Annotated in this window: 11 protein-coding genes; 9 read left to right on the plus strand and 2 right to left on the minus strand. The window is 70.6% G+C overall.

Annotated features, from left to right (window positions below; translation table 11 throughout):
* The first annotated feature begins 325 nt into the window (after nucleotides 1-325).
* The 5 genes from rplU (at nucleotide 326) to galE (ending at nucleotide 5,286) form a co-directional block, all read left to right on the plus strand.
* The gene (gene rplU, locus ACZ45T_RS04890; RefSeq protein WP_056558958.1) at nucleotides 326-646 is read left to right on the plus strand and encodes a 50S ribosomal protein L21; all 321 of its coding nucleotides are present in this window, start codon (nucleotides 326-328) and stop codon (nucleotides 644-646) included.
* A gap of 13 nt (nucleotides 647-659) precedes the next feature.
* Nucleotides 660-914, plus strand: coding sequence for a 50S ribosomal protein L27 (gene rpmA, locus ACZ45T_RS04895; protein WP_030027134.1), 255 nt, complete (start codon nucleotides 660-662; stop codon nucleotides 912-914).
* A gap of 177 nt (nucleotides 915-1,091) precedes the next feature.
* On the plus strand, nucleotides 1,092-2,537 hold the full coding sequence (obgE, locus tag ACZ45T_RS04900) for a GTPase ObgE (protein ID WP_468437532.1): 1,446 nt from the start codon (nucleotides 1,092-1,094) through the stop codon (nucleotides 2,535-2,537).
* A 70-nt stretch (nucleotides 2,538-2,607) separates the two neighbouring features.
* Nucleotides 2,608-4,224, plus strand: a complete 1,617-nt coding sequence (locus tag ACZ45T_RS04905; RefSeq protein WP_468437534.1) for a glycosyltransferase family 2 protein — start codon at nucleotides 2,608-2,610, stop codon at nucleotides 4,222-4,224.
* A 48-nt stretch (nucleotides 4,225-4,272) separates the two neighbouring features.
* A complete protein-coding gene (gene galE / locus ACZ45T_RS04910; RefSeq protein ID WP_468437536.1) occupies nucleotides 4,273-5,286 on the plus strand; it encodes a UDP-glucose 4-epimerase GalE in 1,014 nt (337 codons plus the stop codon).
* A gap of 118 nt (nucleotides 5,287-5,404) precedes the next feature.
* Here the strand turns inward: galE and ACZ45T_RS04915 are convergent, their stop codons facing one another.
* Nucleotides 5,405-6,577 carry a glycosyltransferase gene (locus ACZ45T_RS04915; RefSeq protein WP_468437538.1) on the minus strand — a complete coding sequence of 391 codons (1,173 nt, stop codon included), beginning with the start codon at nucleotides 6,575-6,577 and terminating at the stop codon, nucleotides 5,405-5,407.
* Entirely contained in the window at nucleotides 6,574-9,453 is a 2,880-nt protein-coding gene (locus ACZ45T_RS04920) for a bifunctional glycosyltransferase/CDP-glycerol:glycerophosphate glycerophosphotransferase (protein ID WP_468437540.1), read from the minus strand. The genes ACZ45T_RS04915 and ACZ45T_RS04920 overlap by 4 nt, the downstream gene beginning before the upstream one ends.
* Nucleotides 9,454-9,642: 189 nt before the next feature.
* On the opposite strand from ACZ45T_RS04920, the gene ACZ45T_RS04925 reads away from it, so the two are divergent.
* From ACZ45T_RS04925 to ACZ45T_RS04940, 4 genes are all read left to right on the plus strand, one after another.
* The gene (locus tag ACZ45T_RS04925; protein ID WP_468437542.1) at nucleotides 9,643-10,671 is read left to right on the plus strand and encodes a glycosyltransferase family 2 protein; all 1,029 of its coding nucleotides are present in this window, start codon (nucleotides 9,643-9,645) and stop codon (nucleotides 10,669-10,671) included.
* On the plus strand, nucleotides 10,671-11,102 hold the full coding sequence (locus ACZ45T_RS04930; RefSeq protein WP_468438009.1) for a GtrA family protein: 432 nt from the start codon (nucleotides 10,671-10,673) through the stop codon (nucleotides 11,100-11,102). The genes ACZ45T_RS04925 and ACZ45T_RS04930 overlap by 1 nt, the downstream gene beginning before the upstream one ends.
* A gap of 74 nt (nucleotides 11,103-11,176) precedes the next feature.
* Entirely contained in the window at nucleotides 11,177-12,304 is a 1,128-nt protein-coding gene (proB, locus tag ACZ45T_RS04935; protein WP_468437544.1) for a glutamate 5-kinase, read from the plus strand.
* An 84-nt stretch (nucleotides 12,305-12,388) separates the two neighbouring features.
* Entirely contained in the window at nucleotides 12,389-12,805 is a 417-nt protein-coding gene (locus ACZ45T_RS04940; RefSeq protein WP_468438011.1) for a hypothetical protein, read from the plus strand.

Genomic DNA, 12,805 nt, shown 5'->3' on the forward strand with positions numbered 1-12,805 from the left:
AGAAAGAGAAGAAGGAGGAGGAAAAAACAACACCTCTCCCCTCCCCCTCCCCCCCCCCCCCCCTCCCCTCCCCCCCCCTCCTCCCCCCCCCCCCCCCCCCCCCCCCCCACGGCCGTGCGGGACCCGGTTTGACCCCCCGGAACCGGCCCCGTAACCTAGACCGTCGGCGTGTCTTAGCGCGCGCCGCGCTCCTGAGCACCTTCCTCCAGGCTCTGCCCGGAGAGGCCGCTCGTCCAATCCGGATCAGTGCGGTCCCTGTCTAAAGCGGGGCCTGCCTGAGCGGCTGGCTTCAGGAGCATCCGTCCCGAGTGAGAGAGAGATCCGCGTGTACGCCATCGTGCGCAGCGGTGGTCGCCAGCACAAGGTTGCTGTTGGTGACATCGTTGAGGTTGACAAGATTCCCACTGCCAAGGTTGGCGACACGGTCGAGCTCTCGACCCTGCTCGTTGTCGACGGCGACGCCGTGACCAGCGACCCGTGGGTCCTGGCCGGCATCAAGGTCCAGGCCGAGATCGTGGACCACCACAAGGGTGCCAAGATCGACATCCTTCGGTACAAGAACAAGACCGGCTACCGCCGTCGCCAGGGTCACCGCCAGCAGTACACGGCGATCAAGGTCACCGGTATCCCCGCGGCTGCGAAGTAAGAGGGACTGAGACATGGCACACAAGAAGGGCGCATCGTCCACCCGGAACGGGCGCGATTCCAATGCTCAGCGGCTCGGCGTGAAGCGCTTCGGCGGTCAGGTCGTTTCCGCTGGTGAGATCCTCGTCCGCCAGCGCGGCACCCACTTCCACCCGGGCTCGGGTGTCGGTCGTGGTGGCGACGACACGCTGTTCGCGCTGCAGGCCGGTGCCGTGCAGTTCGGCACGCACCGTGGCCGCAAGGTCGTCAACATCGTTCCGGCCGCCTGATCCAGCTCCGGCTGATCAAGCGTACGTAACTTCCCGAGGGCGGATCTCAGCTCTTTCCGGCGCGAGCCGGGAAGAGAGGTCCGCCCTCGGCGCGTTGTCTCATAGACACGTTTAATGGGCAGCAAGGCCTGCCACCGGATTTTCCGGACTATTCCCGCTGTATCTGGAGGAACACCCATGACCACCTTCGTGGACCGCGTCGAGCTGCACGTCGCCGCGGGTAACGGGGGCCACGGCTGCGCCTCCGTTCACCGGGAGAAGTTCAAGCCGCTCGGCGGCCCCGATGGCGGCAACGGCGGCCGTGGCGGCGACGTCATCCTCGTGGTGGAGCAGGCGATCACCACCCTGCTGGACTACCACCACAGCCCCCACCGCAAGGCCACCAACGGCAAGCCCGGCGAGGGCGGCAACCGCTCCGGCAAGGACGGCCAGGACCTGATCCTGCCCGTTCCGGACGGCACCGTCGTCCTCGACAAGGAGGGCAACGTCCTCGCCGACCTCGTCGGCCAGGGCACCACCTTCGTCGCCGCCGAGGGCGGCCGCGGCGGCCTCGGCAACGCCGCGCTGTCCTCCGCCCGCCGCAAGGCGCCCGGCTTCGCGCTCCTCGGCGTCCCCGGCACCACCGGCGACATCGTCCTGGAGCTCAAGACCGTCGCCGACGTGGCGCTGGTCGGCTTCCCGAGTGCGGGCAAGTCCTCGCTGATCTCGGTGCTGTCCTCGGCCAAGCCGAAGATCGCGGACTACCCCTTCACCACCCTGGTCCCGAACCTGGGCGTCGTCACCGCCGGCTCGACCGTCTACACGATCGCCGACGTCCCGGGCCTGATCCCGGGCGCCAGCCAGGGCAAGGGCCTCGGCCTGGAGTTCCTGCGCCACGTCGAGCGCTGCTCGATCCTCGTGCACGTCCTGGACACCGCCACCCTGGAGTCCGACCGCGACCCGATCGCCGACCTCGACCTCATCGAGGAGGAGCTCAAGCTCTACGGCGGCGGCCTGGAGAAGCGCCCGCGCCTCGTCGTCCTGAACAAGGTCGACATCCCGGACGGCCAGGAGCTCGCCGACATGGTCCGCCCGGACCTGGAGGCCCGCGGCTACAAGGTCTTCGAGGTCTCCGCGGTCGCCCGTACGGGCCTCAAGGAGCTCTCCTACTTCCTCGCCGAGGTCATCGCCAAGGCCCGCGCCCGCAAGCCGAAGGAGGAGGCGACCCGTATCGTCATCCGCCCGAAGGCCGTGGACGACTCCGGCTTCACCGTCACCTACGACGAGGTCGAGGACGTCTACAACGTGCGCGGCGAGAAGCCGGAGCGCTGGGTCCGCCAGACCGACTTCAACAACGACGAGGCCGTCGGTTACCTCGCCGACCGCCTCAACCGCCTCGGTGTCGAGGAGGCCCTCAAGAAGGCCGGCGCCCGCGCCGGTGACGGCGTCGCCATCGGCTCCGACGAGAACGCGGTCGTCTTCGACTGGGAGCCGACCATGATGGCCGGCGCCGAGATGCTGGGCCGCCGCGGCGAGGACCACCGCCTGGAGGCTCCGCGCCCGGCCACCACGCGCCGCAAGGAGAAGGACGCCAAGCGCGGGGACTCGGCGCAGCAGGAGTACGACGAATTCCGGCCGTTCTAGTCCCCTCCCGAGGGAATCGCCCCCGGAGGGTTTGAAGGCGCCTTTATGTGAGTCGCCTAGGATCCTCCGGGTGAACAGCAGCAACCTCCCCACTGTTTCCGTCGTGGTCATCGCGTACAACGACGCCGGGCTCGTGGGCGAGGCCGTCTCCTCGGCCCTCGCCCAGGGCCCGGTGGTCGCCGAGGTCATCACGGTGAACGACGCCTCCTCCGACGGCACCGCGCAGGTGCTGGACGAGCTGGCCGCCGCCCACCCCCGGGTCCGGGTCGTGCACCGCACGGAGAACAGCGGCGGGTGCGGCACTCCGCGCAACGACGGGATCGCGGCCGCGACCGCCCCGTACGTGCTCTTCCTCGACAGCGACGACATCCTGCCACCGGGCGCGGCCGACGCCCTGGTGCGCACCGCCGAGGAACACCGCGCCCCGGTCACGGTCGGCGCGGCCGTGCGGCGCGAGCTGCCCCAGCACCACGACGTGCCGTGGATGCCCGGCCTCTACACCCCGGGCGACGTGATCGAGCGGCCGGCGGACCGGCCCGAGCTCGTCCGCGACACCCTGTGCGTCAACAAGCTCTACGACCGCGCCTTCCTGGAGGAGCACGGCCTGCGCTTCCCCGACGGCCGGTTCATCTACGAGGACTTCGTCTTCACCTCCCGCGTGCTCGCCGCGGCCCCCCGCATCGCCGTGACCGGCGAGCTCGTCTACGTCTGGCACGTGCGCCGCGGCGCCGCCCAGGTGTCGATCTCCCTGGACCGCAAGGACGTCGGGAACTGGCGCGCCCGCATCGAGGCGCACCGCACGGCCGCCCGGAACCTCGCCGCGGCCTCCCCGGCGCTGGGCAGCGCCTGCCAGGTGAAGTTCCTGGAGTACGACCTGCCGATGTACCTGCGCGAGCTCGGCAAGGACCCCGAGTACCAGGCCGCCTGGTGGACCCTCACCCGCGAGTACCTCGAAACCTTCGCGGAGGCCGACGTCGAGGCCGCCGCCGCCCACGCCCGCTGGATCGTACGGGTGCTGCGCGCCACCGCGACCCCGCCCGCCGACGTGGAGCGGCTCACCCGGCTGGCGGCCGACCCGCCGCGCCTGCTGCCCCCGTACGCCGTCGGCGCCACGGGCGGGCCGGTGTGGAGCGAGGAACTCCCCGTGGAGCTGGACGGTCTGCCCGGGCTGCCGGTCACCGGGCTGCCCGTCACCGTCGACGCCGAACCGGCCGGCCGCGGCGCCGTCCGGATCCGCGTGCACGACCTGTACGGGCGCCTCGCCGAGGCCGGGCCCCGCACCGCCCAGCTGAGCTTCCTGCCCCGCGCGGGAAGCGAGACGGTGCTCGCCCAGCCCGTCGAGCTGCACCCCGACCCCAGTGGCGGCTGGAGCGCCCTGCTGCCCTTCCGCCTCGCCGACCTGGCCGTCACGGGCCGCCGCCAGGGGCTGCGCAGGATGCAGGCGTGGAACGTGCGGGTGAGCGTGCAGTGCTCCGACGGGAGCGCGGTGCTCACCTCCCTGCGACCCCGGGGCCGGCTGCTGCGCCGCCGGGCCCTGCCCAGCAGCCGGTACGGTGTTCTGCTGGCGCAGCCCTACCGGACGGGGGCCGGCGCCCTCGCGCTGCGCCTCGCGCCGGGCGCCGAGGGAGCGCTGTACCTCGTACGCAACCGCCTCCACCGGGCCCGGGCAGGCCGCGGGACGGGCTGAAGGCCTTCACTTTTCCCACTGAAGTCGGACAGGACCAAGGAGATACACATGACGTTTCTGATCACCGGCGGCGCCGGCTACATCGGCGCACACGTCGTCCGGGCGATGCTGCTCGCGGGCCAGAAGGTCGTCGTCTTCGACGACCTCTCCACGGGCGACGAGAACCGCGTGCCGGAAGGCGTCCCGCTGGTGGTCGGCTCGGTCCTGGACCGGCTGATCCTGGACGAGACCATCGCCGAGCACAAGATCACCGGCGTGGTGCACCTCGCGGGCAAGAAGCAGGTCGGCGAGTCCGTCGAGAAGCCGCTGTACTACTACCACGAGAACGTGCAGGGCCTCACGGTCCTGCTCCAGGCCGTGGCCGCCGCCGGCATCCGCAACTTCCTCTTCTCCTCCTCCGCCTCCGTCTACGGCATGCCCGACGTGGACCTGGTCACCGAGGACACCCCCTGCGCGCCGCTGAGCCCCTACGGCGAGACCAAGCTGGCCGGCGAGTGGCTGGTGCGCGCCGCGGGCAAGGCGCACGGCATCTCCACCGCCTGCCTGCGCTACTTCAACGTGGCGGGCGCCGCGACCCCCGAGCTCGCCGACACCGGCGTCTTCAACCTGGTCCCGATGGTCTTCGAGCGCTACGACGCAGGCCAGGGCGCCAAGATCTTCGGTGACGACTACCCGACGCCGGACGGCACCTGCATCCGCGACTACATCCACGTCGAGGACCTCGCGGAGGCCCACGTGGCGGCGGCCCGCAAGCTCGCCGAGTGGGGCGCGGCCGGGGAGTACAAGGACCTCACCGTCAACATCGGGCGTGGCGAGGGAGTCTCGGTCGCCGAGATGGTCGAGCTCCTGAACAAGAACACCGGGCACGATTACCCGCCGGTGATCAGCCCGCGCCGTGCCGGCGACCCGGCGAAGGTCGTGGCCTCGGCCGACAAGATCACCAGCGAGCTGGGCTGGAAGGCCCGGCACGACGTCCGCGAGATGGTCACCTCCGCCTGGGCGGGCTGGGAGGCCAACAAGGCCGCCCGCACGGACCGCCACAAGGACGTCCACAAGGCCTGATCGCCCCCGTGCACCACTGAAGCCGCCCGCCCCGGACGCGTCCGGGGCGGGCGGCTTCGTGTGTCACGCGGTGGGGCGGCCGACGCTCCAGGGCCGGCGCTCCAGGGCCGGCCCTGGGTCAGCGCTCCAGGAAGGAGAACAGCTCTTCCCACCGGTCGGTGATCTCGCTGCTGGAGTAGCGCTGCACCGAACGGAAGGCCCGGTCCCCGAGCCGGTCGCGCAGCTCACGGTCGGACATCAGCGCGTGCAGGTGCCCGGCCAGCTCCATCGTGTTGCCCAGCCGGGCCAGCAGTCCGTCCTCGCCGTGCTCGACGATCTCCCGTACGCCCGGCGCGCAGTCGAAGGCGGCCACCGGCACGCCCGCGGCCATCGCCTCCAGCAGCGTGATCGGGAACCCCTCGGCCCGCGAGGCCTGTGCGAAGACCGAGGCGCCGCGCAGCGCGCCCAGCACGTCGTCGGTGCTGCCCATCCACTCCACGGAGTCGTCCAGCCCGAGCGAGGTGCAGTGCGCCCGCAGCGTCGGCTCCTCCACGCCCGCCCCGTAGATCCGCAGGGTCCAGTCGGGGTGGTGCGGCGCGGCGTCCGCCCACGCGTCGAGCAGCAGGTCGACGCCCTTCTCGAAGGCGAGGCGGCCGACGCACGCCACGACCTTCTCCGTGCGCGGGGCGGGGGAGTCCGGCATGAAGGGCAGCGGGTTCGGCATGCTGCCCACGTTCTCCATGCCGGCCCGGATCCACAGGTCCGCGTCCTCGGGGGTCAGCACCAGCAGCCGGTCGACCTCGGGGTAGTAGCGGCGGACCCGCTCGCCGCGGGTGGACTTCTGGCTGGCCTCGAACGACTCGTGGCTCATCCCGATGACGCTGAACCCCTTGGTGTCGGCGAGCGCCACCCACTCCATCGCCCAGACCTGGGTGACGATGACGACACCGCCCGGACGGGCCGCCCGCAGCAGCCCGCTCAGCTGCTCCGCCTTGGCCCGCATCTTCGCCCGCCGGGCCGCCTGGCGGCGCCGCTCGGGCGCGTTCAGCCGGCCCTTGATCCCGCGCAGCCGGCGCGCCGACGGCGGGTGTGCGTCGTAGAGCGTGGTCATCTCGTACGGCAGGTCCTGCGGCAGCTTCTGCCGGATCTCCTCGGCGACCGGGGCGATGCCGACGATGTGCACCCGGTGGCCGCGGTCGGTGAACTGCCGGGCCATCTGGTGGGACCAGGTGGTCACGCCGCCGAGCTCGTCGACGTTGTTGGAGACGATGAAGATGTCACGGCCGCCCGGGGTGGCGGTCTGCTGGCTCACTTGCCGCTCCTGATGAAGAACTTCTCGACGATCTGGCGGGCCGCGTCCCCGCGGTCGTACTCACCGAACTCGGCGAGGAAACGCTGCCGCGCCTGGGCGTACTTGGCGTCCGCCTCCTCGAAGGCGGCGAGCGCCTGCAGGAGTTCGTCCGCGGTGGCCACCACCGGGCCCGGGGCCTTCTCCTTCAGGTCGAAGTACGTGCCGCGGATGTCCGTGGCGTACTTCTCGTAGTCGTACGCGAAGAACAGCATCGGCCGGTCCAGGACCGCGTAGTCGAACATCACGGACGAGTAGTCGGTGATCAGTCCGTCGGCGAGGGCCAGCAGCGGGGTGATGTCGTGGTGCCCGGACACGTCGACGACCCGGCCCGCGACCGACGGCGGCAGCGAGACGCTGTTGAGGTAGTGGGTCCGCACCAGCAGCGTGAAGCGGTCGCCGAGCCGGTCGGCGAACTCCTCCACGTCGAAGGGGAAGGTGAAGCCCTCCACCGTGCCGTCCGCGGCCGCCCGGAAGGTCGGCGCGTACAGCAGCACCTTCTTGTCCGGGTCGATGCCGAGCTCGGCCGCCAGGGGTCCGCGCACCCGCTCACCGCTGTCCGCCTCGGTCCGGTACGCCTCGACGAGGGCGTCGTTGCGCGGGTAGCCCGTGCGCAGCAGCACCTCGTCGCGCAGCCGGAAGCCCTTGGCGAGGGTGCGGGTGTCGTGCTCGGAGCGGATCAGGAAGTGGTCGAAGCGGTCGACGGCCGCCTGGAAGCGGGCCTGGCCGGCGCGGCCCTGCGCCTTGGTGCGGGGCTCGTGGAAGCCCATCCGCTTGAGCGCGGAGCCGTGCCAGGTCTGGATGTACGTGGTCCCCGGGCGCTTGGTCAGCGCCAGCGGGAAGCCCTGGTTGTCGACCCAGAACTCGGCCTGGGCCAGCGCCCGCAGGTAGGCCCAGCTCCAGCGCCGCACCAGGGTGGCCTCCTTGGGGAAGCCGGTGGGCTTGGCGCCCGCGTACGACCAGATCGCCTCGAACGGCGCGCCCCGGCGCACCAGCTCCTCGTAGATGGCCTTCGGGCTGTCGCTGTACTGCTTGCCCATGTGGCTCTCGAAGACGACCGTGCCCTTCTTGATCGGCAGCTTCGAGAAGACCTCGTGGTAGACCTTCACCTTCTGCTCGCCGGAGCCCATGTTCCGGCGGGCCCGCAGGGCCTTGCGCAGGCCCCGCTTGACCACGCCGGCCGCCTTGCCCTGTATGGCGCCGTTGATCAGCGTCTGGGTGCGGACGGCGGCGGCGCCCTCGGCGGTCAGGACGTAGCTGAGGTTGCCCTTCTTGGTCATCTCCGGCTCGAAGCGGTCGGAGACCAGCCGGGTCAGCCGCGGCCGCACGCGCAGGCGGGCCGCCGACTCCAGGTCGACCCCGCCGACCGAGACGCGGGTGGTGATCTTGTCGCCGCCGGCGGTCAGCTTGAGCCGGACGTCCCAGACGGCGTCGATGATGCCGAGGGGACGGACGGTGCTGCCGACGTCGGCCGTACCGGTCCACTCGATCGTGTCACCGGCGTGGCGCACGGTTGCCACCGGGAAGCTGAACGAGCGCACGCCGATCTGCCGGCGGGCCCGGAATTCGAGCGAGGCCTTCAGCTCCGCGTCGGCCGGGATCCGGCCCAGCGGGTTCACGACGGCGCCCGCGAGCGTCACCGTGCCGCGCCCGTCGTCCGCGTAGGAGGTGAGGCGGTTGCCCAGCTGGAGGGAGGCGAGCGGGGTGGTGTGGAAACCCTGCTCGGTGACGTCCAGTATCCGCCGGGCCTCGGCGCCGTCGGCGCCGTCGAGGTGCTCGGCGCACCAGTAGACGCGGCCGTCGCGCTCGGCGAGGGAGGAGGAGAGCCGGCCCTTGTTGGTCATGGCGTCGGCGGCCGGGAGCAGGTTGTCCCAGTCCTCCTTGCCCAGCAGGTAGGCGCAGATGGCCTGGAGGTAGGTGACGTTCTCGTACGCGGCCGGGTCGATGCCCGCGAGGTAGCCGTTGGCGAGGCGGGCGAACTCCTGGCGGTACTCGTCGCTCAGCAGCGGCAGGTCACGCAGGTGCAGCACCAGGTCGTGCTTGAGGAACTTGGCGTCCTTCGCGGACTTGATGTCCGTGTGGCCCTTGACCGCGAGCAGCTCGTCGACGCGGCGGTGGATCTCCATCCGGTGGACGAAGTTCGCGATCTCGTGGCGCCGGTTGCTGATCGACTTGGCCGCGGCCTTCTCGACCACGTTCCAGAAGTAGACGTGGTTGGGAATCAGGGTGATGCGGCGGGCGGCCACGTACGCCTGGGCGGAGAACAGCAGGTCCTCGTAGTGGATGCCGACCGGGAACTCCAGGCCCTGCTCCAGCAGGAACTCGCGCCGGTAGCACTTGTTCGTGGAGAGGGTGTCGTAGACCAGCAGGTCGGGGAACTCGGTGATCGACTCCAGCGTGCGCGTGCGCGAGTAGATCCAGGGGTACCACTCGGTGGTCTTCCCCCACCGGTTGTCGAGGTGCACGCGTACGCACATGCCCGAGACCAGGTCGGAGCCGGTCCGCTCGGCGGCCTCCAGCATGTTCCGGCAGGCGTTGCGCTCCAGGACGTCGTCGCTGTCCAGGAACATGACGTACGTGCCGGTGGCCTGCTTGATGCCGTGGTTGCGCGGTGCGCCGCAGCCACCGCTGTTCTCCGGCAGCTGGAAGGCGCGCACTCTTCCCGGATGCGCTGACTCCAGTTCCTGGGCGACCGCGTAGGAGCGGTCCTTGCTGCAGTCGTCGACGATCACGACTTCCACACCGTGCAGGGTCTGGTCCAAAACCGACTGGACTGCTGTCGACAGACGCTCTGCGTCGTTGTAGACGATGACGACCACGGAGACGTCGGGCACGTGCACCTCGATCCCTTCGTTTCGTTTCGTTTCGTTCAGCTCATTCCGCTTATCTCGTCCACGCTACCGTGTGCCGCCCTCGGCTCAGGGCAGGCCGACCCTCGGCCCACCCCCGCCGTGCATACTTCTAAGGAAGAGGTGAATGGCGGGTCCGGTCGCCCACAATCACCCGTTCGGAGCCAGCAGGAAGTGTTCATGACGAAGCTGTCCGTAGTTGTCCCTTGCTACAACGAAGAAGCCGTCATCGACAGCTTCGACGTCGAGATCCGCAGGGTCCTGGACGCCCTCCCCGTCGAGTACGAGGTCTGTTACGTCGACGACGGCAGCCGGGACGGCACCCTCGACAAGCTCCGGAAGATCGCCGCGGAGTACGGCGAGCAGACCCGGTACGTCTCCTTCAGCCGCAACTTCGGCAAGGAGGCCGGCATGCTCGCGGGCCTGCGCGAGGCCACCGGCGACGCCGTAGTGATCATGGACGCGGACCTCCAGCACCCGCCGGAGCTCATCGCGACCATGCTGGAGCACTACCGGCAGGGCCACGACCAGATCATCGCCCGCCGCACCCGCGAGGGCGACAAGAAGCTCCGCTCCGCGCTCAGCCGCCTGTACTACCGGGGCGTCAACCGCTGGATCGACGTCGAACTCACCGACGGCGTAGGCGACTTCCGCATGCTGTCGCGCCCGGCCGTCGACGCCCTGCTGTCGCTGCCGGAGTACAACCGCTTCTCCAAGGGCCTGTTCTCCTGGATCGGCTTCGACACCGTCCACTTCGACTACCAGAACGCGCAGCGCGAGGCCGGCGAGACGAAGTGGAAGTTCGGCTCCCTGCTGAACTACGGCATGGACGGCCTGATCTCCTTCAACAACCGGCCGCTGCGCATCGGGATCTGGTTCGGCGTGTCGCTGGTCGCGCTGACCGGCCTGTACGCACTGTGGATCACGATCACGGCGATCACCAACGGCGTCGAGTCCCCGGGATACGTCACCCTCGTGGCGATCATCACCGGCCTGGGCGGCGTCCAGCTGATCATGCTCGGGCTCATCGGCGAGTACATCGGCCGCATCTACTACGAGACCAAGCGCCGGCCGCACTTCCTGGTGCAGGAATCGCACGGCGCGCCGCCGGCCGCGCACAACCCGCAGGGCTCCCGGACCGGAGGGACCGCACGGACCGCGCAGACCGCACGGGCAGCGGAGCCGACGATCGCGGAGCGCAGCGCGTGATGGGCAGGAAGGACCAGCTCGGCCAGATCTTCCGCTTCGCCCTCGTGGGCGGGGTCAACACCGGCACCTTCTTCGGCATCTACCTCCTCCTGCACCCGTGGATGCCGTACTTCGCCGCGTACTCCCTCGCCTTCGTGCTGGCGATGGTCGGCTCGTTCTTCATGAACACCTACTTCACCTACCGGACCCGGCCGACCTGGAAGAAGTTCCTCCTCTTCCCGCTGACGAACGTCACCAACTACGTCATCCAGTCGGCCGGCCTCTACGCCCTGGTGACCTGGGCCGGGATGGACACCCGGATCGCCCCGCTGGTCGCGGCGATCGTGGCCATCCCGTTCACCTTCCTGCTCTCCCGCAAGATCCTCGTCCCGGGCGCCGCCCGGGATCGGGAGCCGGAACCGGAGCCGGCCGGGAGCTCGTCCACGGTCTGAAACCCCCGAGCGGCCCCTCCGGGCCACCCCGTAGATTGAGGTGGCAGATTCCGGCAAGGGGCAAGGGGACAGACGTGTCAGCGGCTAGGCAAGGTGTCGTGGACGCCCGCAGGATCGTGGTCAAGGTCGGCTCCTCCTCCCTGACCACCGCGGCCGGGGGACTCGACGCCGACCGGGTGGACGCGCTGGTCGACGTCCTGGCCAAGGCGCGCAGCGGCGGCGAGAAGGAGATCGTCCTCGTCTCCAGCGGAGCCATCGCCGCCGGACTCTCCCCCCTCGGCCTGCGCCGCCGCCCCAAGGACCTGGCCCGCCAGCAGGCCGCCGCCAGCGTCGGGCAGGGACTGCTCGTCGCCCGCTACACCGCCTCCTTCGCCCGGTACGGCGTCCGCGTCGGCCAGGTGCTGCTCACCACCGACGACACCAGCCGGCGCGCGCACTACCGCAACGCCTACCGGACCCTGGACCAGCTCCTCGCCATGGGAGCCCTCCCGGTCGTCAACGAGAACGACACCGTCGCCACGGACGAGATCCGCTTCGGCGACAACGACCGCCTGGCGGCCCTCGTCGCCCACCTGGTCCGCGCGGACCTCCTCGTCCTCCTCTCCGACGTGGACGGCCTCTACGACGGCGACCCGTCCCAGCCCGGCACCACCCGCATCGACGAGGTCCACGGGCCCGAGGACATCGCACACGTCTCCATCGGCAGCGTCGGCAAGGCGGGCGTGGGCACCGGAGGCATGGTCACCAAGGTCGAGGCGGCACGGATCGCCGCCGCGGCGGGCATCCCCGTCGTCCTCACCTCCGCGAGCCAGGCCGCCGACGCCCTGGCGGGGCGGGGGACCGGCACGCTGTTCCACTCCACCGGGCGCCGCTCGGCGGACCGGCTGCTCTGGCTCCAGCACGCGTCGACCCCGCAGGGCCACCTCGTCCTGGACGACGGCGCCGTCCGCGCGGTGACCCAGCGCGGCAGCTCCCTGCTGCCCGCCGGCATCGCGGCGGTCGAGGGCGACTTCGTCGCCGGGGACCCGGTGGAACTGCGCTCCGCGGACGGCCGGGCCATCGCCCGGGGCCTGGTCAACTTCGACGCCAAGGAGCTCCCGCAGCTCCTCGGCCGCTCCACTCGCGAGCTCGCACGGGAACTCGGACCCGCGTACGAGCGCGAGGTCGTCCACCGGGACGATCTGGTCCTGCTGCAGGGCTGAGGTTCGGTAAAACCGCAGCGCGGCGGCCCTGGGACTGGTCAACTGTGAAGGCGGACAGACGCACGCGGCGGAGACAGGAGGCGGCTGGTGAGACGAGCGCTGACCAGCGTCGGCACAGGGGACGGTGACGGCGGCGGGGGCGGGGACGAGCAGGATCACTCCTCACGCCTCTGGCACGTGACCCTGAGCGTCTCCGGCAAGCCGGCCCCGCTGTCCGACGTCCGGCGCGGGCTGGAACAACTGGCCCACGACCACCCCTTCCTGCTGACGAGCCGGTACGCCGACGACCACGCCGAGATCCGCTACTGGGAAGAGGCCCGCGACCTCCACGACGCGGCGGCCGTCGCCCTGCGCCTGTGGGGCGAACACCGCTCCTCGGCGAAGCTCCCGCCCTGGGAGATCGTCGGCCTGGAGGTCATCGACCGCGCCACCTACCACCAACGGGTCGCAGAAGGCTACGGCCCACCCCCGGCCCACCCGGTGGGCGTCCACCCGTACTGA

Source organism: Streptomyces sp. NPDC030995, from assembly GCF_055571215.1.

Coding starts and splice junctions, on each gene's coding strand:
- rpmA (WP_030027134.1), top strand. CDS start 660: ATGGCACACAAGAAGGGCGCATCGTCCACCCGGAACGGGCGCGATTCC.
- obgE (WP_468437532.1), top strand. CDS start 1,092: ATGACCACCTTCGTGGACCGCGTCGAGCTGCACGTCGCCGCGGGTAAC.
- galE (WP_468437536.1), top strand. CDS start 4,273: ATGACGTTTCTGATCACCGGCGGCGCCGGCTACATCGGCGCACACGTC.
- ACZ45T_RS04925 (WP_468437542.1), top strand. CDS start 9,643: ATGACGAAGCTGTCCGTAGTTGTCCCTTGCTACAACGAAGAAGCCGTC.
- ACZ45T_RS04930 (WP_468438009.1), top strand. CDS start 10,671: ATGGGCAGGAAGGACCAGCTCGGCCAGATCTTCCGCTTCGCCCTCGTG.